The 20,868-nt window shown below is 66.0% G+C and carries 16 protein-coding genes; 5 read left to right on the top strand and 11 right to left on the bottom strand.

Translation table 11 applies throughout. From position 1 onward, the window contains the following. Window positions 1–510 precede the first annotated feature (510 nt). On the top strand, window positions 511–3,366 hold the full coding sequence (locus RCAP_RS10720; RefSeq protein ID WP_013067874.1) for an Rne/Rng family ribonuclease: 2,856 nt from the start codon (window positions 511–513) through the stop codon (window positions 3,364–3,366). Between the two features lie 58 nt (window positions 3,367–3,424). On the opposite strand, the gene RCAP_RS10715 is transcribed toward RCAP_RS10720, so the two are convergent. Beyond that, window positions 3,425–3,682 (bottom strand): sulfurtransferase TusA family protein, encoded by a 258-nt coding sequence (locus RCAP_RS10715; protein WP_013067873.1) that lies wholly within the window; start codon window positions 3,680–3,682, stop codon window positions 3,425–3,427. Between the two features lie 91 nt (window positions 3,683–3,773). On the opposite strand from RCAP_RS10715, the gene RCAP_RS10710 reads away from it, so the two are divergent. Then, window positions 3,774–4,532 carry a cytochrome c biogenesis CcdA family protein gene (locus tag RCAP_RS10710; protein WP_013067872.1) on the top strand — a complete coding sequence of 253 codons (759 nt, stop codon included), beginning with the start codon at window positions 3,774–3,776 and terminating at the stop codon, window positions 4,530–4,532. A 111-nt stretch (window positions 4,533–4,643) separates the two neighbouring features. Beyond that, window positions 4,644–7,205, top strand: coding sequence for a penicillin-binding protein 1A (locus tag RCAP_RS10705; RefSeq protein ID WP_013067871.1), 2,562 nt, complete (start codon window positions 4,644–4,646; stop codon window positions 7,203–7,205). Window positions 7,206–7,516: 311 nt separating this feature from the next. On the opposite strand, the gene RCAP_RS18960 is transcribed toward RCAP_RS10705, so the two are convergent. The 5 genes from RCAP_RS18960 to purB form a co-directional block, all read right to left on the bottom strand. Beyond that, window positions 7,517–7,681 carry a DUF1127 domain-containing protein gene (locus RCAP_RS18960; protein ID WP_013067870.1) on the bottom strand — a complete coding sequence of 55 codons (165 nt, stop codon included), beginning with the start codon at window positions 7,679–7,681 and terminating at the stop codon, window positions 7,517–7,519. 178 nt (window positions 7,682–7,859) lie between these two features. Further along, window positions 7,860–8,861, bottom strand: coding sequence for a type I glyceraldehyde-3-phosphate dehydrogenase (gap, locus tag RCAP_RS10700; RefSeq protein ID WP_013067869.1), 1,002 nt, complete (start codon window positions 8,859–8,861; stop codon window positions 7,860–7,862). Window positions 8,862–8,999: 138 nt separating this feature from the next. Next, window positions 9,000–9,143, bottom strand: coding sequence for a hypothetical protein (locus RCAP_RS10695; RefSeq protein ID WP_013067868.1), 144 nt, complete (start codon window positions 9,141–9,143; stop codon window positions 9,000–9,002). A gap of 101 nt (window positions 9,144–9,244) precedes the next feature. Beyond that, window positions 9,245–10,303, bottom strand: coding sequence for a flagellar motor switch protein FliG (locus RCAP_RS10690; RefSeq protein WP_013067867.1), 1,059 nt, complete (start codon window positions 10,301–10,303; stop codon window positions 9,245–9,247). Window positions 10,304–10,460: 157 nt separating this feature from the next. Next, on the bottom strand, window positions 10,461–11,765 hold the full coding sequence (purB, locus tag RCAP_RS10685; protein ID WP_013067866.1) for an adenylosuccinate lyase: 1,305 nt from the start codon (window positions 11,763–11,765) through the stop codon (window positions 10,461–10,463). 81 nt (window positions 11,766–11,846) lie between these two features. Between purB and RCAP_RS10680 the strand changes: the two genes are divergently transcribed. Beyond that, window positions 11,847–12,251 (top strand): DUF6314 family protein, encoded by a 405-nt coding sequence (locus RCAP_RS10680; RefSeq protein ID WP_013067865.1) that lies wholly within the window; start codon window positions 11,847–11,849, stop codon window positions 12,249–12,251. Window positions 12,252–12,476: 225 nt separating this feature from the next. After that, on the top strand, window positions 12,477–15,083 hold the full coding sequence (mprF, locus tag RCAP_RS10675; protein WP_013067864.1) for a bifunctional lysylphosphatidylglycerol flippase/synthetase MprF: 2,607 nt from the start codon (window positions 12,477–12,479) through the stop codon (window positions 15,081–15,083). Here the strand turns inward: mprF and RCAP_RS10670 are convergent, their stop codons facing one another. From RCAP_RS10670 to acnA, 5 genes are all read right to left on the bottom strand, one after another. Then, complete coding sequence (locus RCAP_RS10670) at window positions 15,084–15,398, bottom strand: TM2 domain-containing protein (protein ID WP_013067863.1); 315 nt, start codon at window positions 15,396–15,398, stop codon at window positions 15,084–15,086. 63 nt (window positions 15,399–15,461) lie between these two features. After that, window positions 15,462–16,034, bottom strand: a complete 573-nt coding sequence (locus RCAP_RS18535; protein ID WP_013067862.1) for a CAP domain-containing protein — start codon at window positions 16,032–16,034, stop codon at window positions 15,462–15,464. Window positions 16,035–16,203: 169 nt separating this feature from the next. After that, the gene (locus RCAP_RS10660) at window positions 16,204–16,563 is read right to left on the bottom strand and encodes a TM2 domain-containing protein (RefSeq protein WP_013067861.1); all 360 of its coding nucleotides are present in this window, start codon (window positions 16,561–16,563) and stop codon (window positions 16,204–16,206) included. A 125-nt stretch (window positions 16,564–16,688) separates the two neighbouring features. After that, the gene (locus RCAP_RS10655) at window positions 16,689–17,708 is read right to left on the bottom strand and encodes a methyl-accepting chemotaxis protein (RefSeq protein WP_013067860.1); all 1,020 of its coding nucleotides are present in this window, start codon (window positions 17,706–17,708) and stop codon (window positions 16,689–16,691) included. 168 nt (window positions 17,709–17,876) lie between these two features. Further along, the gene (acnA, locus tag RCAP_RS10650; protein WP_013067859.1) at window positions 17,877–20,585 is read right to left on the bottom strand and encodes an aconitate hydratase AcnA; all 2,709 of its coding nucleotides are present in this window, start codon (window positions 20,583–20,585) and stop codon (window positions 17,877–17,879) included. Window positions 20,586–20,868 lie beyond the last annotated feature (283 nt).

Below are 20,868 nucleotides of genomic sequence, written 5' to 3'. Positions count from 1 at the left end.
AAGCCATCCCGGGGTTTGCTTTCACCTTGGTGCAAATATCCTCGGGGGGTGCGGGGGGCAGACAGCCCCCCGTCGGCTGCGGCATGCGTCCGGGCTGAAATCAGCGTTAACCACTTCTTGACGAAAAACCGATTGTGTTTGTGTCATTTGCGTTGATATTGTCGCAGTGTCGGCAGGACTCTCCTCCTGTTCACGGAATTCGCTGATTTCCGGGTCTGAGCCTTCGCGAGCGCGGGGCGGACCTTGGATCATCCGATTGGTCGCAAGACCGCACTCTTGCCCCCGGGGCTTCGTTGTCAGGGGGGTTGCAAATCGGCGCGGGGCGACAAGCCCGGCGCTTGGGACGAACCGCGATGGGTTGCACGGCAACGGGATGGGTGATGACGGGCGGGCCGCTTTCGGCCGCCGCCGCCGATATCCGTATGGGCGCCCGAGCCTCAACGACAAACCATGCCCCGCCCGCCTTGCCCGCAAGGCCAAGGTGCGACGCGGCGTGGGGAAACAGGATTTATGGCAAAGAAGATGCTTATCGATGCCACCCACGCGGAAGAAACCCGCGTCGTGGTGGTGGACGGCAACAAGGTCGACGAGTTCGACTTTGAAACAGTAAACAAGCGGCAGCTGGCCGGGAATATCTATCTGGCGAAAGTGACGCGGGTGGAGCCTTCGCTCCAGGCCGCTTTTGTCGATTACGGCGGCAACCGCCACGGCTTCCTCGCCTTCGCCGAGATCCACCCGGATTACTACCAGATCCCGGTGGCCGACCGTCAGGCGCTTCTGGAAGAGGAACGTCTGGCCGCGGAGGCCGAAGAGGCCGAGGAAAACCGCTCGCGCTCGCGCCGGTCGCGGTCGCGCTCCGGGTCCTCGCGCTCGGGCGGGCAGCAGGCCCGGGCCGAGAAGACGGCGGGCCATGATGCCGTCGTGCGCTCGGAAGACATTCCGGGCATGGCGGTGATCGACGAGGCGGCGCCGGGCGAAGAGGCCGGGGCGCTTGAACCCGTGATCGCCGAGGCCGGAAGCTTCGATGCGGTGCCGGAACCGGCTGTTGCCCCCGAAGAGGGCGTGGCCGAGGCGGAGGCCGAGATCGTCGAGGCGGGCGAGGCCGAAGAGGCCGAGGCCCCGCACGAGGTCGAGGAAGAGCACGACCACGACCATGAGCATGACCACGATCACCATGTCCATCCCGTCGATGACGAGATCGAATCGGTGGCCGAGGAGGACGTGGCCGAGGAAATCCATGCGCCCCGTCGCCCGCGCGCGCGGCGCTACAAGATTCAGGAAGTGATCAAGGTCCGGCAGATCATGCTGGTGCAGGTGGTCAAGGAAGAACGCGGCAACAAGGGCGCGGCGCTGACCACTTACCTGTCGCTTGCCGGTCGCTACTGCGTTCTGATGCCGAACACGGCGCGGGGCGGTGGCATTTCGCGCAAGATCACCAATGCGGCCGACCGCAAGAAGCTGAAGGAAATCGCCTCGGAAATGGAGGTGCCGCAGGGCGCCGGGCTGATCATCCGCACCGCGGGCAGCCAGCGCACCCGCACCGAGATCCGCCGCGACTATGAATATCTGATGCGGCTGTGGGAACAGATCCGCGAGCTGACCCTCAAATCGATCGCCCCGGCGCCGATTTACGAGGAAGGCGATCTGATCAAGCGCTCGATCCGCGATCTGTATTCGAAGGACATCGACGAGGTTCTGGTCGAGGGCGAGCGCGGCTATCGCGTCGCCAAGGACTTCATGAAGATGATCATGCCGTCCCACGCGAAGAACGTGAAGCATTACAACGAGCAGCTGCCGCTGTTCGCGCGCTTCCAGGTCGAAAGCTATCTGGCCTCGATGTTCAACCCGGTGGTGCAGCTGAAATCGGGCGGCTATATCGTCATCGGCGTGACCGAGGCGCTGGTCGCCATCGACGTCAACTCGGGCCGGGCCACCAAGGAAGGCTCGATCGAGGAGACCGCGCTCAAGACCAACCTTGAGGCCGCCGAGGAGATCAGCCGTCAGCTGCGGTTGCGCGATCTGGCCGGTCTGATCGTCATCGACTTCATCGACATGGAAGAGCGGAAGAACAACGCCGCCGTCGAGAAGCGTCTGAAAGAGAAGCTGAAAACCGACCGCGCGCGGATTCAGGTGGGGCGGATCTCGGGCTTCGGCCTGATGGAGATGTCGCGTCAGCGGCTGCGTCCGGGGATGCTGGAATCGACCACGCAGCCCTGCCCGCATTGCCATGGCACCGGGCTGATCCGGTCCGATGACAGTCTGGCGCTGCAGGTTCTGCGCGCGATCGAGGAAGAGGGCACCCGGAAACGGAGCCGCGAGGTGCTGGTGAAATGCCCGGTCGCCGTCGCCAACTATCTGATGAACGCCAAGCGCGAACATATCGCTTCGATCGAGGCGCGCTATGGCATGGCGGTGCGGATCGAGGCTGATCCGACGCTGGTCAGCCCCGATTTCAGCATCGAGAAGTTCAAGACCGCGACCCGGATCGTGCCCGAGGTGCATAGCGCCGTCGTGCATGCCAGCGCCGAGCTGATGGCCGAGATCGACGAGGAAGAGATCGTCGAGGAGGAAGAGGACGAGGTCGAAGAGGCCGCGCCCGCGGTGGCTGCGGCCGCGACGGGCGAACCCGGCGAAGGCGCGCCGAAGAAGAAGAAACGGCGTCGGCGGCGGCGGAAGAAAAACGGCGCTCCGGGCGGGACCGATCTGGCGGCCGAGGGCGACGAGGGAGATGAGGGCGAGGACGACGGCGAGGACGAGGGCGACGATGCCTCGGACGAGGATGCCGCCGAAGACGCCGCCCGCGCCGCGGCGGCGGCCGAGCTGGCCGAGGTGAGCCTGCCGATTCTGGACGCCGAAGCGTCGGCGCCCGTGGCCGAGGCGGTTGCCGAAGCGGAAGCCGCGCCCGAAGCGCCGGCGCCGAAGGCGAGCCGGTCGCGGTCGCGCACCAGCAAGGCGAAGAAGGAGGCCGAGGTTGTCGAGGGCGCGGAAGCGCCGGTGAAGAAGACCCGGACCCGCACGACCTCGAAGGCGAAGAAGGAAGCCGAGGCGGCCGCCGCGGCGGCGGCTGCGGCCGCAGCGGAAGCGGAAGCCCCCGTTGCCGAGGCTGCGCCCGCGCCGGTTGCCGAAGCCGAGGCTGCCGAAGCCCCGGCCCCGGTCGAGGCGGTGGTCGAAGCCGCGCCGGGTGTCGAGGCCGCGCCCGAGCCGGTCGTCGAAACTGCGCCCGCGCCGGTGGCGGATGTGGCCCCCGAGGCTGCGCCCGAACCCGAGGCCGAACCCGAGGCTGGGTCTGAACCCGAAGCCGAGACGGATCCGGGCACGCCCGAGGATCCGAAGCCGAAGAAACGCGGCTGGTGGTCGCTGGGCTGAGCCCCGCAGACCGGAAAACCGAAACGCCGGGCCCTGGCCCGGCGTTTTGCTGTGTCGCTCAGCTTTCGGGATCGGGCCGGTCCGGGCCGCGCGCGACGGTGTAGATCAGCACGCCCGCGACCTCCCGGGCCGCGACAAGGGAATGGCCGGATTGGGCGCAGAAATGCGGCACGTCGATCCAGCTGGCGCGGTCGGTCGCCTGCATCTCGACCACGGCGCCTTCGGGCAGGCCGCGCAGGGCCTTGGCCAGCCGCAACACCGGCAGCGGGCACAAAAGGCCGCGCAGATCGAGCGAAAGGGCAGGGGCTGTCGTCATGGGGCGGGCGTAACGCCCGGGCGCGGCCCTGTCCACGGCAATGTGAGCCGTGCCCCGGTGACGCCGGGCCGCAGCCCTGCTAGAAAGGCGCATGACGCCGACTGACCTTCTCTTCGACGCGGGCTTCCTGACCGCCGCCGCCACCGCCTTTCTGGCCGGAGTGCTGTCGTTTCTCAGCCCCTGCGTGCTGCCGATCGTGCCGCCCTATCTGGCCTATATGGGCGGGGTGACGGTCAGCGACATGGGCGCGGGCCGCCCCGCCGCGCGCGGGCCGGTGCTGCTGGCGGCGCTGTTCTTCGTGCTTGGCCTGTCGACCGTGTTCCTGATGATGGGGCTGGGGGCCTCGGCGCTGGGGCAGGCTTTGGGCGCGTGGAAGGACACTCTCGCCAAGGTCTCGGGCCTTGTGGTGATGATCTTCGGCGCGCATTTCATCGGCGTCTATCGAATCGGCTTTCTCGACCGCGAGATGCGCTTTGACACCGGCGATCAGGGCGGCTCGGCGCTTGGCGCCTATCTGCTGGGCCTGGCCTTCGCCTTCGGCTGGACGCCCTGCCTTGGCCCGGTTCTGGGCACGATCGCCTCGATGGCGATGGCCGAGGGCACGATCGGCCGCGGCATGGGCCTTTTGTCCGCCTATGCCGCCGGGCTGGGCCTGCCCTTCCTGATCGTGGCCGCCTTCTTTCCCAGCCTCGGCGGGGCGTTGGCCTTCATGCGCCGCAACATGGGCCGGATCGAGAAGATCTCGGGCCTGCTGCTCTGGACGATCGGGCTGATGATGCTGACCGGGCAGCTCTCGGATCTGTCGTTCTGGCTGCTTGACACCTTCCCGGCGCTGGCGGAGCTGGGCTGATCCCGGCGGGTTCCCGCGGGCGTTTCGTGGTATACAGGAACTTGCTTTGACCCGATCTGCGCCCCGCGCTATAGGGGCGGCAACGGGCCAGATGGCCTTTGGGGGTGCTCCTTGATCCGCTTCATCCTGTCTTCGCTCGGGGGGGTCTTCTCCTGGATCGTCACCGCGCTGTTCTTTGTCGCGCTGACCATCGGCGGCATCTTCTACATGTATTCGCGCAACCTGCCGAGCCATGAGCAGCTGGCGCAATACACGCCGAAGACGATCAGCCGGATCTATTCGGGCGAGGGCCGATTGATCGACGAATTCGCCCAGGAACGCCGGATTTTCGTGCCGATCCAGGACATTCCCGACATCGTCAAGGAAGCCTTCGTCTCGGCCGAGGATCAGAACTTCTACATCCACAAGGGCTATGACGCGCAGGGCATGGTGGCCGCGCTTTACGCCGCGGTGAAATCGGGCGGGCGCGACATGCGCGGGGCCTCGACGATCACGCAGCAGGTGATGAAGAACTTCCTGCTCGACGGCTCGCGCTCGGCCGAGCGCAAGATCAAGGAGCTGATCCTCGCCTCGCGCGTCGAACAGGCCTTGTCCAAGGATCGGATCCTTGAGCTTTATCTGAACGAGATCTTCCTCGGGCAGAATTCCTATGGCGTCGCCGCCGCGGCCCAGACCTATTTCAACAAGCCGCTGACCGCGCTGACCATTTCCGAGGCCGCCTATCTGGCGGCGCTGCCTAAGAAACCGGCCGAGCTGCATCCGGTGCGCAACTACGAAGAGGCGCGGCTGCGGCGCAACTACGTGCTGCGGCGGTTGTTCGAGGACGGTCACATCACGAAAGCGCAGATGGAGGCCGAACAGGCGACCGAGCTGCGGTCCGTGCAGCGCGGCGATTACGAGACCTTCCGTCAGGCGCTGCCGCCGCGCGACTATTTCACCGACGAGATCCGTCGGCAGCTGTCGAAAAGCTTCGGACAGGATGAATTCTTCGGCGGCGGTCTGACGATCCGGGCGACGGTGGACCCGAAGCTGCAGCGGCAGGCGGCAAAGGCGCTGCAGGAGGCTTTGGAGAAATACGACCGCGGTCAGGGCGTCTGGCGCGGCACCGGGGTGCGGATTGCCGCCGACAAGCTGGGCGACGCGGCGGGCTGGCGCGCGGCGCTGGCCGCGGTGCCGACCGACAAGGCGCCGCGCGATGTTGAAGGCTGGCATGTGGCGGTGGTGCTGGAGCTGACCGACAAGGAGGCCCGCATCGGCATCGAGGGGGTGGACGAAGACGCGGACGGCCACTGGATCCCGGCCAATGACGTGACCTGGGCGCGCAAGCGGCTGGCGGATGGCAAGCTGGGGCCGCGGGCGAAACGGGCCTCGGATCTGGTCGATGTCGGCGATGTCGTGCTGGTGCGGGCGGTGACGAAGGACGAGGACGGCAGTTTCCTGCGCTGGTCGCTGCGGCAGGTGCCGGTGGTCGGCGGGGCCTTTGTCGCGATGGACGTGCATACCGGGCGCGTGCTGGCGATGCAGGGCGGCTTTTCCTATCAGGCCTCGGTCTTCAACCGCGCGACGCAGGCGATGCGGCAGCCCGGCTCGAACTTCAAGCCCTTCGTCTATGCGGCGGCGCTCGACAGCGGCTTCAGCCCGGAAACGATCGTCGTCGATGCGCCGATCGAGGTGGACACGCCGCAGGGCCTGTGGCGGCCGAAGAACGCCTCGAACAAATATTACGGGCCGACGCCGTTGCGCACGGGGCTTGAGCAGAGCCGGAACCTGATGACGGTGCGGATCGCGCAGGAAGTCGGCATGGATGTGGTGGCGGGCTATGCCGAACGCTTCGGGGTCTATGATCCGATGGGGCAGTTCCTGGCCAATTCGCTCGGCTCGCAGGAAACCACGATGTACAAGCTGATCTCGGCCTATGCGATGTTCGCCAATGGCGGGCAGCGGGTGGAGCCGACGCTGGTCGACCGGGTGCAGGACCGCTGGGGGCGGACGATCTATCGCCATGACGCGACGACGACCTGCCCGGATTGCGGCAATCCCGACCTGTCCGCGGGGCTGGGGCCGCGGGTGCGCTCGGACCGGGAACAGGTGATCAATGCGATCACCGCCTATCAGATGATCTCGCTGATGGAAGGCGCGGTGAAGCGCGGCACCGGGACCGGGGTCAACCTGCCGGTGCCGGTGGCGGGCAAGACCGGGACGACGAATGACGCGAAAGACGTGTGGTTCACCGGCTTCACCTCGAACATCGTGGCCTCGTGCTACATGGGCTATGACCAGCCGCGCACGTTGGGGCCGGGGGCTTACGGCGGCACGCTTTGCGTGCCGGTGTTCAACGAGTTCATGCAGGAAGCGGTGAAGGATTACGGCGGCGCGGCCTTCAAGGTGCCGCCGGGGGGCTATTGGCAGAAATACAACCGCTTCACCGGCGAGAAGCTGCCCGATGACGCCACCGGCGATTTCGTGCAGGCGGAATATCTGCGCGAGGGCCAGGAGATGCGCTCGCTTGGGCAGATCGTCGATGGCGGCTTTGCGATGGGCGAGAACCTGCCGCTGTTCGCGCAGGGCGAGACCGACACCGACACGACGGCGGTGACGACCTCGACCGGGGAACAGCGGGTGATCCCGAAGAAGGCGACCTTCGGATCCCTGTCCGCGGGCGGTCTTTACTAAGGGATTTCGCCGAGGCGATGCCTCGGCGACCCGCCGGGGGCCCCCGGGACCCCCGGGATCTTTGGCCCCAGGTGAAAGCCGCCCGGGCCGCCGGTGATCCGGGGCCCCGCATGCGCGCCCCGGCTTTTTCTTGGCGCAAATACGCCGGGGGTGCGGGGCCGCGCCCGGGTCGCCGCGCCTGCGCGGCGAAATTCCTCTCCGCCATCGGCCGATCCGTGCGGCGCTCTGCGCGCCGTTGCCGCCCTTGGCGGAGGCCAAGCCGAAAAAGGGGCCCCGCAGGGCCCCAGGTTTCGCGACGATGCGAAGGGAGGTCAGTGACCATAGACCGCGCGATGCGCGAGGTCTTCGGCATCTTGCGGCGAAATCCCCAGATCGCGGCTCAGCCGCGGGCTCAGCCGGGCGATCTCGTCGCGGGTGCGGCGATAGCGGGCGTGACGTTCGGCAGAAGCGATCAGGCGGGAGAGGAGGCGTTTCATCTTTCAGGTCCAGGTGGTCAGTTTTCTTGACCGGAAGATGCGCTTTTCGGGCATCTCCCGCAACCGACGTTCCGGCAATGCCGCGATGCGGCACCTGCAACGGTTGTCTGCGCCGCACCCCCGCCATGCAAAAGGGGCAGCCCTGCGGCTGCCCCCTGAAACGGTCCGGATCTTGCGATCAGATCAGCTTGCCCATCGCCACGGCGGTATCCGACATGCGGTTCGAGAAGCCCCATTCGTTGTCGTACCAGGTCAGGATGCGCACCATCGTGCCGTCCATCACCTTGGTCTGATCCATGTGGAAGACCGAGGAATGCGGGTCGTGGTTGAAGTCCGACGAGACATTCGGCTGGTCGGTGAAGCCGAGCACGCCTTTGAGCGGGCCATTGGCGGCGGCGCGGATCGCGTCATTCACCTCGGCGACGGTGGTGGCGCGCTTGGCTTCGAACACGAGATCGACGACCGAGACATTCGGCGTCGGCACGCGGATGGCGACGCCGTCAAGCTTGCCCTTGAGTTCCGGCAGCACGAGGCCGACGGCCTTGGCGGCGCCGGTCGAGGTCGGGATCATGCTCAGCGCGGCGGCGCGGGCGCGGTAGAGATCCTTGTGCATCGTGTCGAGCGTCGGCTGGTCGCCGGTGTAGCTGTGGATCGTCGTCATGAAGCCCTTTTCGATGCCGATCGCATCGTTGAGGACCTTGGCCACCGGCGAGAGGCAGTTCGTGGTGCAGGACGCGTTCGAAACGATGATGTCATCTTTCGTCAGCGTGTCGTGGTTGACGCCGAAGACGATGGTCTTGTCGGCATTGTCGCCCGGCGCCGAGATCAGCACGCGTTTCGAGCCGTTTTGCAGGTGGGCGGCGCATTTTTCCTTGGAGGTGAAGATGCCGGTGCATTCCATCGCCACATCGACATTGCCCCAGGGCAGTTCGGCCGGGTTGCGGATCGCGGTGACCTTGATCGGGCCGCGGCCGACGTCGATCCAGTCTTCGCCGGTCGTCACCGTGGCCGGGAAACGGCCGTGAACGCTGTCGAACCGCAGCAGGTGGGCGTTGGTTTCCACCGGGCCGAGATCGTTGATCGCCACGACTTCAATATCGGTCCGCCCCGATTCGATGATCGCGCGCAGCACGTTGCGCCCGATGCGTCCGAATCCGTTGATCGCCACCTTCACCGCCATCTCAGCCTCCTTTGGCTCGGTCCTCAAGTCGCCGCTACCTTGGTCAAGATGCAGGAAAGGTCAACAGCAGAAACCAGTTCCGACACAATTTCGACCGGGGAAACCGCGCTTGCGGCGCCGTTCGCGCTCGCGCCAGCGCTAACGCCAGAAGGCGATCCAGTCGATCAGCAGAAAGGTCTTGCGGGCCAGGAACAGAAATCCCGCGCCTTGCGCGAAAACCGCATCGGCCAGGAAAGCCAGAGCCAGAACCAGCCCCAGCCGGATCGCGATGGTATTGGTCATCTGCCGCCCCCGCTGTCAGGACGGGGGCCGCTGCCCCGCCGCGCGCAGGATAGAGGAGGCCGCGGCCGGGGTGAAGCCCGACCGGGCGCGGGCGGGCCGGGTTACTCCGAATCCTCGGCGACGAGGAAGATCTCGCCCTTTGACTCGAGGTCGCGGATCGCGTTGACGATTTCGTTCATCGCCTCCTCGACGTCCTTTTCCTTGACCTTGCCAAGGTTTGCCATCTCGTCGCGCAGGTTCTGCGCCATCCGTTGCGACATGTTCGCCAGGATGAATTCGGCCGATTTCGCCGCGTCGCCCTTGGCCCCCGCCAGCGCCAGAATAAGCTTGGCCTGATCGACGGCGCGCAGGATTTTCGGGATGTCGCGCGGCTCGATCCGGGCATGGATGTTGGTGAAGGTGAAGATCGCCTTGCGCACCTGTTCGGCAAATTCCTTGTCGTCTTCCTCGAGGCCCTTGAGCACGGAATCGCGGGTGACGGCGGGCGAGAAGTTGAGGATGGCGCCGACGCGTTCGACCGGGCCGGTTTCAAAGGCCTTGACCGGGGCGGCATCCAGCTGATCGGCGAGCGCCGCGCCGATGCGCTGCACGGTTTCGGGCGCGACATTGCCGGTCAGCGAGACGGCATAGGTCAGCCGCCGCGCCCGGTCCGCGGGCATCTTGCCCAAGAGTTCCGCCGATTTCGACACCGAGAGTTTCGAGAGCATCACCGCCCCCACCTCGATGCTTTCTTCCAGAAGCACCGGCAGCAGCACATCGGCCGAAAGCCCCGTCACCCGTTCCCAGGGATCGGCGCGCGAAGTGCCCGTGGCCATGCGCCGGATCCGCGTCGCGGCCGAGGCCGAGAGCTGACCGTCGAGCAGCTTCAGGGCGCCATCCAGCCCGCCGGGGAAGGCCAGGCCGACGGCTTCCAGTTCGGTGCAGAATTCCTGCACCACCTGATGCAGCGTGTCGCGATCGATCAGCCGCATCTGCGCGATCGATTCGGCCAGCTGCGTCTGCTGGTCGTCCGACAGCTCCATCAAGGGCAGCTTCTGCCCCTCCGACGACAAGAGCCGCACGATGATCGCAGCCTTTTGCCGCCGCGTCAGGGTCGGTCGGGGCGGCTGACCGGGCATGGCCAGCTGCCCGAGCGGCGATCTGGGGGTGATGGCGTTCACGAGCGTCTCCGATCCGTCTTGTCCGGAGAGCTTCGCAGCAAGCGGTTAAACCGCGGTTAGCAACGCCCGGGCGGGGACGAAAAACCCGCCCGGGCATTTGTTCCGTGCCGTCGCTTCCGCGCCGAAAACGGACCTTTTGCGGTTTGCGCTTTGTCGCTTACGCGCCGAAAACGCGGGCAAAAATCGTGTCGACGTGCTTGGTGTGATAGCCCAGATCGAATTTCTCCTCGATCTCGGCGGGGCTGAGCGCGGCGGTCACTTCCGGGTCGGCCAGAAGCTCGGTCTTGAAATCCGCGCCCTGTTCCCAGACCTTCATCGCGTTCCGCTGCACCAGCCGGTAGCTGTCCTCGCGCGAGACACCGGCCTGCGTCAGCGCCAGAAGCACCCGCTGGCTCATCACCAGACCTTTGAACTTGTTCATGTTCTTGAGCATGTTCTCGGGATAGATCACGAGGTTCTCGATCACGCCCGCCAGCCGGTTCAGCGCGAAATCGAGCGTGATCGTCGCATCCGGGCCGATGCCGCGTTCGACCGAGGAATGCGAGATGTCGCGCTCATGCCAAAGCGCCACATTCTCCATCGCCGGCACGACGCACATCCGCACCAGACGCGCCAGCCCGGTCAGGTTTTCCGTCAGAACCGGGTTGCGCTTGTGCGGCATCGCCGAGGAGCCCTTTTGCCCCTTGGAGAAAAACTCTTCCGCTTCAAGCACTTCGGTGCGCTGCATGTGGCGGATTTCAATGGCGCAATTCTCGATCGAGGAGGCGATGACGCCCAGCGTCGCAAAGAACATCGCATGGCGGTCGCGCGGAATGACCTGGGTCGAGATCGGTTCCGGGATCAGGCCCAACTGCGCACAGACATGTTCCTCGACCCGCGGATCGATATTGGCAAAGGTGCCGACGGCGCCCGAAATCGCCCCCGTCGCCACTTCGGCGCGGGCGTTGACCAGACGCGCCCGGTTGCGGTCCATCTCGGCGTAAAACCGCGCGAAGGTCAGCCCCATCGTGGTGGGTTCGGCGTGGATGCCGTGGCTCCGCCCGATGCGGACGGTGTCCTTGTGCTCATAGGCGCGCTTTTTCAGCGCCGCCAGAACCCGGTCCATGTCCTTCAGAAGAATGTCGGCCGCCCGCACCAGCTGGATGTTCAGCGTGGTATCCAGAACGTCCGACGAGGTCATGCCCTGATGGACGAACCGCGCATCATCCGAGCCGATATGCTCGGCCAGATGGGTCAGAAACGCGATCACGTCATGTTTCGTCACCGCCTCGATCTCGTCGATGCGGGCGACGTCGAATTCGACGTCTTTCGCACGCCAGACCGCCTCGGCATTGGCCTTGGGGATCACGCCAAGGGCGGCCTGCGCGTCGCAGGCATGGGCCTCGATCTCGTACCAGATCTTGAATTTCGTGGCGGGTTCCCAGATGTCGACCATCTCTTTGCGGGCATAGCGCGGGATCATGGGCAGGCCTCCTGCTTGTGACGGGGTTGCCGGGTGCATAGACTGAGACCCTGTTTGGGGCAAGGCAAAGGGCGGGTCAGGATGCCGCAATTGAACGATTTCACCGGCCACTGGACGCTTTCGCGCCAGATCCTGCAGGCAAACGGCCCCGAGGGGCGGTTCACCGGCCAGGCGGTCTTCACCCCCGAGGGCGCCGGGCTGCGCTATCACGAGGCGGGGCAGCTCGTGCTCGCGGGCGAGGCGGCGATGCGGGCCGAACGCGACTATCTTTGGCAGGCCGAGGGCGGGCAGATCGTCGTGCGGTTCGAAGATGGCCGCGACTTTCACCGCTTCGACCCCCGCCTGGCCGAGGCCGCGCATTGGTGCGACCCGGATGATTACCGCGTCCGCTATGATTTCGCGCGCTGGCCGGACTGGTCTTCGGAATGGCGGGTCACGGGGCCGCGCAAGGATTACGTAATGATCTCGCGCTACACTCGGGGCTGAGGGGCGACCCTCCTTTGCCGCCCGGCGAAGTCCCCCCGGAATGCTCCGGCCCGAAGCTGACGGGGTTTGCGTCTTCTCCGGCTTCGGGATCCGGCCTCCGGGGGGAGGTGCGGCGCGAAATCCCCCGGCCTGCAGCCAAATCGCGCGTTGCAAAGCTTGTAACCGTCTTGAAAACCTGCAAATCAGGGACAGAAATAGCGGGGGACGGAATGCGAGGGAGGCGCCATGACGAAGCGTGAGGCCGCGGGGCCAGGCCCGGGGCGGCTGCGTCATCTGGGGCCGCTGATCATCGGCTTTTCGCTCCTTGGACTGGGGCTGTTTGCGCTTCATCATCTGCTCAAGCCGGTCGATTTCGCCGATGTGATCGCGCAGATGCGCGCCACCCCGATCGAGACGCTCGCCATTGCCCTTGGCGCCACCGCGCTCGGCTATGGGGCGCTGATCGGCTATGATTTCTGGGCGCTGCAATATCTGGAAAAGAAACTGCCGCTGCGGGTCGTGGCGCTTGGCGGCTTTCTGGGCTATGCCTTTGGCAACACGATCGGAATTTCGGTCCTCTCGGGCGGGGCCGTGCGCTACCGGATCTATTCCGCCTTCGGGCTGAACGCCTTCGAAGTGGCGGCGCTGGCCTCTTACATCGCGCTGGCCATGGGCACCGGGCTGTCGCTGGTGGGGGTCTTTGCGCTCGCCGCGCATCCTTCGGCGCTCAGCGGGCTTTTGCCGCTTTCGGAAACCACGATCCGGCTGCTGGCGCTGACCGGGGGCCTTGGCACGCTGGGCCTGCTTTACGCGCTGGGGATTTCCGGCCGGGTGCTGCGCATCGGCCGCTTCGACATCGCCATGCCGCGCCCGCGCATCCTGACCGGGCAGATGATCATCGCGCTTTTCGACAGCTCGATGGCGGCGCTGACGCTTTACGTGCTTTTGCCCGCGGGCGCCCCGGATTTCGTCACCTTCCTCGCCATCTATGCCACCGCGACGATGATCGGCGTGATCACCCATGTTCCCGGCGGCGTCGGCGTCTTCGAGACCGTCGTCATCGCCGCCATGCCCAAGGGCACCCCGGTCGGAGAGGTCGCCGCGGCGCTGTTGATGTTCCGCATGATCTATTACCTGCTGCCCTTCGCGCTGGCCTTCGTGATCGTGTCGCTGAACGAGGCCCGCCTTGCAGGCGGTTGGGCGCGCAGGCTTTTTGGCGACATCTCGGAACCGATGCGGCCCGCCTTCAAGGCCATCGCGGGGATGGTGCCCTGGCTTTCCGGCGCCTGGGCCTTCGGCTTTGGCGCCTATCTGATGGCGGTCTCGATCCTGCCCACGGTGCGGCCCCTGCATGATCCCGACGACCTGGTGGGGCTGATCCTGCTCGAGGGCGGCTCGCTGGTTTCGGCCGTGACCGGCGTCGTGCTGGTGATCCTGTCGCACGGGCTGATCCGCCGCGTCACCGGCGCCTTCTGGCTGACGCTTCTGACGCTGGGGGGCGGCATCGCCGCGGTGATGCTGCGCAGCTTCGACATCGAAAGCGCGGCGCTTCTGACCCTTGGCGCGCTTGCGCTCTGGCCGTTTCGGGGCGAGTTCTACCGTCAGGCCAAGATCACCGAGGGCGTTCTTGGCCCGGCCTGGATCGCGCTGGTCACCATCGTCATCGCCTCGGTGGCGCTGTTCTTCGTCTTCATCCATGCCGCGACGCCCTATTCGCACATGTTCTGGTTCGACTTCGCCCAGGACGCCAGCGCGCCGCGGTCGCTGCGCGCAGGCGTCACCGGCTCGGCGGTGCTGGTGATCTTCACCATCTTCCTCGCGCTGAAACCCTCGTCGAAACGGCGTCCGCAGACGATGGCGCAGGCGCTGCGGCTGGCGGGCGAGATCGTCGCCAGCCAATCCGACCCGCAGGCCTGTCTGGCGCTTTCGGGCGACAAGGAATTCCGCTTTGCCGACAGCGGCACCGCCTTTCTGATGTTTGCCCGCCGCCGCAAATCCTGGGTCTGCATGGGCGATCCGGTCGGCGATGCGCGCTATTTTGACGATCTCGGCTGGGGTTTCGTCGAGGCGGCGCAGCAGGCCAATTGCCGTCCGGTCTTTTACGAGCTCTCCGAACGGCACGTGCCCTTCATGATCGAAATGGGTCTGGCCGCGCATCGGATGGGCGAGGAAGCGGTGGTGAACCTGACCAAGGCCTCGCTGTCGGGCACGCGGCTTGCGGGGCTGCGCACGGCTTACGAACAGGCCCGGCGCGAGGGGCTGCGCTTCAAGGTGCTTGCCCCGCCGCATGCGCCGGAACTGATCGCAGCCTTGAAGCCGATCTCGGAAAGCTTCCTCAAGCATCGGATCGGACAGGAAAAACGCTTCTCGGTCGGGCGGTTCGATGCGGCCTATCTGAACCGGTTTCCGCTGGCGGTGATGTGGCGCGGGGGCGAACCCGTGGCCTTTGCCGCGCTGCTGGCACCCGGGGCGGGCAAGCGCGTCGCCATCGACGTGATGCGCTACCGGCCCGAAGATGCGCCCGCGCTGATCGGCTTCATGTTCTTCGCGCTGATCGATCACTACAAGACCGCGGGGGCGAGCGAGCTCAGCCTCGGGCTTGCGCCGCTCTCGGGTCTGGGCGCGCGGCGCACGGCGCGGCTTTGGGACCGGTTCGGGCCGCTGATGTTCCGCCACGGCGGTGCCTTCCGCAGCTTCGACGATCTGCGCGCCTACAAGGCGCAGTTCGGCCCGGAATGGCGGCCGCGCTACATCGCCCTGCCGGTCGGCGTCTCGCCGATGGTGGCGATGGCCGATGTGGCGGGGCTGATCGCGGCCGGTCGGCGCGGGCTCTTGCGGCGCAACCCGGGCTGATCAGGCGTCATAGCCCTGCATCAGCCGCAGCCGCAACCAGGCATTGTCCGAGGCGATCATGCCCGGGATCAACAGCGCATCCAGCGCCCACCACAGCGCGACGAAGGCCAGCGGCAGATAGCCCACCAGCAGCACCGTCAGCGCCGAGCCGATGCCGAACAGCACCAGCATCAAAAGCCCCGAGACCCAGCGCCCCAGATAGAACCGGTGCACGCCGAAGAAGCCAAGGAAAAACCACAAGAGATAGGCGACAAGGGCCGAGCGGCTCTCGTTGGCGACGCGTTGTTCGATGTAAAGCGCACGGGTGTCGTTCATGTGAACCTCCTTCACATGGGTCACATATGGGAAGGCCCGGTTCGCAATCAAGACCGCCGCGGCTCAGCGGGCGTAAACGGCGGTCCAGAAGGTGGTCTTGCCGTCGGCGGCGGTGGCGGTGCCGATGCCGAAATCGCGCAGGGACGGGATCGTGATATTGGCGCGGTGCTTCGGCGAGGCGCTCCACTGTTCCAGCGTGCCGTTCAGCTCGAACCGCCCGGCGGCGATGTTTTCGGCAATGGTTTGCGGCCGGTAGCCCATCTGCCGGGCGCGCGCCATCGGCCCGGTGGTGGCGCTGCCCGCATGGGTCATCGTGCCCCGGTTGGCCATGTCGCAGGCATGGGCGGCGGCGACGCGGTCCAGCACCGGATCAGAGCGCATCGGCGCAAGGCCCGCCTGCGCGCGGGTCGCATTGGTGACGGCAAGCCCGGTCGCGGCCATCGCCGCGCTGGTGGCGGGGCAGCTGGCCCGCCCGGCGGCGGCCACGGCGACATCGCCATGCCCGTCGGTCCAGACCACCCGGCCCGGCAGGCGCGGCCCGGCGGCAGCGCCCGGCGCGGGCGGCGGCGCGGTGGGGGCGGCGGCGCAGGCGGCAAGGCACAGCAGGGCAAGGACTGCGGCGGGGCGGGCAAGCATGGCGATCTCCGTCGGACTGAACAGAGGGCCATCCTAAGCCACGCGCCCGGGGGATCAAACGCCGAACTGCGCGCAATAAGACGCAAAACTGCGTCACTGCGCGGGATCATGCCTGCGGGCTCCGCAAAAGGGCAAGGCCCCGCCGGGGCTCTTGCCCGCGGCGTCCCACTCAGCCCGCCGGCACCGGCGGCACGGCGGCGGCCGGCATGCCCGCGTTCATTTCCAGCTGCAGCCGCAGCCGCTGCTGCGCGGTGTTGTCGGTGATCATGCCGGGGATCAGGAAGGCATCGACGATCATCCAGATCGCGACGACAAGCAGGAAGGCAAAGCCGACGTAGAAGATCGCGGTCAGCCAGCCGAGGATCATCAGCACCAGCATGATCGCGCCGGAGCCGGATTTTCCAAGGTAAAAGCGGTGCACCCCGAAGCCGCCCAGAAAGAACCAGAGCAGATAGGCCACGAGGGTCGATTTCTTGTCATTCGCCAGGCGTTGCTCGACGAGCATCAGCTGTTCGGTCGTAAGAGTCATTTTGGGCCTCAAAAAGTGAATCAACGCTGCCAGTGGAGCAGCGTCTTTCCGAAACACAAGAAAAAACTGTCACGGAATTTTGAAGTTCCCGTCATGGTGGGCCCCGGTCCGGCCGGTGCGGGGCGTCACGACCGTTCGACCACGCCGAACCAGCCCTTGCCGGTCCAGGTCTCGAAGCCCTCGGTGCGGTGAAATCCCATCAGGCCGCCGCCCGGGGCGGACCAGCCCTTGGCCTGACCCGCGGGCAGGGCGATCTGCGTCACCCGTTCGGACCCCGGGCCGCGGGCGGCCAGAACCCTTCCCGCCGCATCGACCAGATAGCCGCGCATCTCGCCGTCATCGGCGCAAAACCGCAGGCTTTTCAGCACCGCTTCGGCCTGCGGCGCCCAGTCGAACTGGGTCACCAGAAGCCCGATCACCGCCCCGGTCCGCGCCCCTCCGGCGCGGACGGGCGTGGCCCAGGCCATCGTCGCCCGTCCGCCCAGATGCGCCGAAATCTCGACATCGCCCGCCACGAACCCGTCCCCGTCGCGCAATGCCATCGCGGGGGAAAACCAATGCGCCCCAGAGACTTGCGCCCCCGTCACCGGAAAGCGGCCGGGCCGCCCGTTGGCCAGAACCCGGCCGTCGGGCGCCACCAGCCAGATATCGGAATAGACCGTATAGGCATCAAGGATCACGCCCAGCCGCTGCCCGGCGCGGCGCAGCCGCTCGCGGTCCTGATCCTGCGCGGCGGCGACCAGATCGGCATCGGTCGCCCACCAGCGCACGTCGCAGGAGCGTTCATAAAGATTGCGGTCGATCAGATCGACGGCGTTGAACGCGCAATCGACAAGCCGCGTGCCGGTCGCCGCGATCGAGAGCTGCGACACCATCTGTTCCAGCCCCGAGAGCCGCGCCTTCAGCGTCTCGCCCAGCTGGTTCGCGATCTCGCCGATCTGCCCCGAGACCTTGCGCACCTCCTCGGCCACCAGCGCGAAGCCCGCACCCTGCTGGCCCACCCGCGCCGCCTCGATCCGGGCGTTCAGGCCCAGCACGTTCATCTGCCGGGTGATCTGCGCGATCCGGTCCACCGTGACGCCGGTGATCTCGGAAGCATCCCGCGTTTCCGAAGCGATCGAGGCAAGGGTTGGGGCAGTGGTCATGGTTCCTCGAAGATGTTGTGGTTCGCTGCAGTTAGGCGCCGCATCCTTAATCCCGGGTGAATCCTGTCCGGCCGCGGAACGGCGCTGCCAAAATGTCGCAGAATCGAAACAGGCGACCCGGGGGGCCGCCTGTCTGGGCATCTTGCCTGCGAAACGGGCAGAGGAAGATCAGGCCTTGGCCAGATTGCGCAGCACGTAATGCAGCACGCCGCCGTTCTTCAGATATTCGATCTCGACCTCGGTATCGATCCGGCTCTTGATCATGATCTTGGTCAGCGTGCCGTCCTTGCGCAGGATCGTGCAGGGCACGAGCGAGAGCGGCTTGATCTCGCCTTCAAGGCCCTCGATCGTCACCACCTCGTCGCCGGTCAGGCCCAGCGACTTGCGGTTTTGACCCTCGGTGAATTCGAAGGGAATGACGCCCATGCCGATCAGGTTCGAGCGGTGGATGCGCTCGAAGCTTTCCGCGATCACCGCCTTGACGCCCAGCAGGTTGGTGCCCTTGGCCGCCCAGTCGCGGCTTGACCCCGCGCCGTATTCGATGCCGCCAAAGATCACCAGCGGGATATTCGCCGCCTGATAGGCCATCGAGGCGTCATAGATCGAGGTTTGCACCCCGTCCGGCCCCTTGGTGTAGCCGCCTTCGACGCCCGCGAGCATCTCGTTCTTGATGCGGATATTGGCAAAGGTGCCACGCATCATCACTTCGTGGTTGCCGCGGCGCGAACCGTAGCTGTTGAAATCCTGCGGGGCGACGCCGCGCTCGGTCAGGTATTTGCCTGCGGGCGTCGAGGGCTTGAACGAGCCCGCCGGGCTGATGTGGTCGGTGGTGATCATGTCGCCCAGAACCGCCAGCACATGCGCGCCGACGACGTTCGAGATCACGCCCGGTTCCTTGGCCATGCCGCGGAAATAGGGCGGGTTCTGGATATAGGTCGAGGCGGCGGGCCAGTCATAGGTCTCGCCCGTCGTGGTCTTCACGCCCTGCCAGTTCGCGTCGCCCTTGAAGACATCGGCGTATTTCGCCAGGAACGCCTCGCGCGTCACGCATTTTTCCACCAGTTCGGCGATTTCGGCGTCCGACGGCCAGATGTCTTTCAGGAACACCGGCTTGCCCTCGGGCGTGGTGGCGATGGCTTCGGTGGTCAGGTCGATGTTCATGTCGCCCGCGATCGCATAGGCCACGACCAAGGGCGGCGAGGCGAGGAAGTTCGCCCGCACATCCGGGCTGATCCGGCCTTCGAAGTTGCGGTTGCCCGAAAGGACGGCCGCGGCGACAAGGTCGTTCTCGTTGATGGCTTTCGAGATTTCCGGCGTGCCCAAGGGGCCCGAGTTGCCGATGCAGGTGGTGCAGCCAAAGCCCACGATGTTGAAGCCAAGCGCGTCGAGGTCTTCCTGCAGGTTGGCGGCTTTCAGATATTCCTCAACCACTTGCGACCCGGGGGCGAGCGAGGTCTTGACCCACGGTTTCGCCTTCAGCCCCAGCGCCCGGGCCTTGCGGGCGACAAGCCCCGCGCCGATCAGCACATAGGGGTTCGAGGTGTTGGTGCAGGACGTGATCGAGGCGATCACCACCGAGCCATCGCCGACGGTATAGTCCTTGCCATCGACCGACACGGTCTTGACCGCCGTCTCCGCCGCGCCCTTGGCGGTGCGGTAATCGGCGACGACCTTGGCGAAGGTCGATTTCGCATCGGTCAGCGGCAGATAATCCTGCGGCCGTTTCGGCCCCGAGATCGCCGGAACGATGCTGGACATGTCCAGTTCCAGCGTCGAGGAATAGATCGGCGCGTAATCCGCCCCGCGCCAGAAGCCGTTTTCTTTCGCATAGGCCTCGACCAGCGCGATGCGGTCCTCGGACCGGCCGGTCTGGCGCAGGTAGCGCAGGGTTTCGTCGTCGATCGGGAAGAAGCCGCAGGTGGCGCCATATTCCGGGGCCATGTTGGCGATGGTCGAACGCTGCGCCAGCGGCAGCTTGTCAAGGCCTTCGCCCCAGAATTCGACGAATTTGCCCACAACGCCGTGCTTGCGCAGCATCTGCACGACTTTCAGCACCAGGTCGGTGCCGGTGCAGCCCTCGCGCAGCGCGCCGGTCAGCTTGAAGCCGACGACCTCGGGGATCAGCATCGAGACGGGCTGACCCAGCATCGCGGCTTCCGCCTCGATCCCGCCGACGCCCCAGCCCAGCACGGCCATGCCGTTGACCATCGTCGTGTGGCTGTCGGTGCCCACCAGCGTATCGGGGTAAGCCACCAGATCGCCGTTCTGGTCGGTGTCGGTCCAGACCGTCTGCGCCAGATATTCCACGTTCACCTGATGGCAGATGCCGGTTCCGGGCGGCACGACGCGGAAGTTCTCGAACGCGCCCTGACCCCATTTCAGGAACTGGTAGCGCTCCATGTTGCGTTCATATTCCAGCTCCACGTTGCGCTGGAACGCCCGCGGCGTGCCGAATTCGTCGATCATCACCGAATGGTCGATGACCAGATCGACCGGGACGAGCGGGTTGATCTTTTTCGCGTCGCCACCCAGCGCCTTGATGCCGTCGCGCATCGCGGCCAGGTCAACGACCGCCGGAACGCCGGTGAAATCCTGCATCAGCACGCGCGCCGGGCGATAGGCGATTTCGCGCGGGTTCTTGCCGCCCAGTTTCGCCCAGTCGCCAAAGGCCTTGATATCCTCTACCGAGACCGAAAAGCCGCCGTCTTCAAAGCGCAGCAGGTTTTCCAGCACCACCTTGAGCGCGGCGGGCAGGCGCGAGAAATCGCCCAGACCCGCGGCCTCGGCGGCCGGGATCGAATAATAGGCGTAGCTCTGTGCGCCGACCTGAAGCTGGCGACGGGTCTTGGCGGTATCCTTGCCGGTGACGACGGTCATCTGGGTGGGCCTCCCATGGCTGAAAGAATGCGTTATCGCGTGTTTGCCCGATGCGGCGGAGTCGTTCAAGGGGGGCTCTGCATTTTTGTATACCATTGCACACCGATTTTGCCGCAGCCGCCGCGACGCTGCGTCGCACTGCAACCGGCAGGCATCATCGCAAAACCTTGATTGGCCCTGCGCGCGGCGCCGGTTTAGGAGGGGGGCTGCAGTAAGAGCGAGGCATCATGGCACGCGCGACCCTTCAGCGCCGGGATTGAAGGCATGATCCTGTCGGGCTTTC

Source organism: Rhodobacter capsulatus SB 1003 (assembly GCF_000021865.1).
Classification (GTDB): Bacteria; Pseudomonadota; Alphaproteobacteria; order Rhodobacterales; family Rhodobacteraceae; genus Rhodobacter; species Rhodobacter capsulatus_B.
This window is presented reverse-complemented; position numbering and strand designations above follow the sequence as displayed.

Coding starts and splice junctions, on each gene's coding strand:
- gap (WP_013067869.1), bottom strand. CDS start 8,861: ATGGCGGTGAAGGTGGCGATCAACGGATTCGGACGCATCGGGCGCAAC.
- RCAP_RS10670 (WP_013067863.1), bottom strand. CDS start 15,398: ATGAACGACACCCGTGCGCTTTACATCGAACAACGCGTCGCCAACGAG.
- RCAP_RS10710 (WP_013067872.1), top strand. CDS start 3,774: ATGACGCCGACTGACCTTCTCTTCGACGCGGGCTTCCTGACCGCCGCC.
- RCAP_RS10715 (WP_013067873.1), bottom strand. CDS start 3,682: ATGACGACAGCCCCTGCCCTTTCGCTCGATCTGCGCGGCCTTTTGTGC.
- acnA (WP_013067859.1), bottom strand. CDS start 20,585: ATGACCGTCGTCACCGGCAAGGATACCGCCAAGACCCGTCGCCAGCTT.
- RCAP_RS10680 (WP_013067865.1), top strand. CDS start 11,847: ATGCCGCAATTGAACGATTTCACCGGCCACTGGACGCTTTCGCGCCAG.
- RCAP_RS10695 (WP_013067868.1), bottom strand. CDS start 9,143: ATGACCAATACCATCGCGATCCGGCTGGGGCTGGTTCTGGCTCTGGCT.
- RCAP_RS10660 (WP_013067861.1), bottom strand. CDS start 16,563: ATGACTCTTACGACCGAACAGCTGATGCTCGTCGAGCAACGCCTGGCG.
- purB (WP_013067866.1), bottom strand. CDS start 11,765: ATGATCCCGCGCTATGCCCGCAAAGAGATGGTCGACATCTGGGAACCC.
- RCAP_RS18535 (WP_013067862.1), bottom strand. CDS start 16,034: ATGCTTGCCCGCCCCGCCGCAGTCCTTGCCCTGCTGTGCCTTGCCGCC.
- RCAP_RS18960 (WP_013067870.1), bottom strand. CDS start 7,681: ATGAAACGCCTCCTCTCCCGCCTGATCGCTTCTGCCGAACGTCACGCC.
- RCAP_RS10720 (WP_013067874.1), top strand. CDS start 511: ATGGCAAAGAAGATGCTTATCGATGCCACCCACGCGGAAGAAACCCGC.
- mprF (WP_013067864.1), top strand. CDS start 12,477: ATGACGAAGCGTGAGGCCGCGGGGCCAGGCCCGGGGCGGCTGCGTCAT.
- RCAP_RS10655 (WP_013067860.1), bottom strand. CDS start 17,708: ATGACCACTGCCCCAACCCTTGCCTCGATCGCTTCGGAAACGCGGGAT.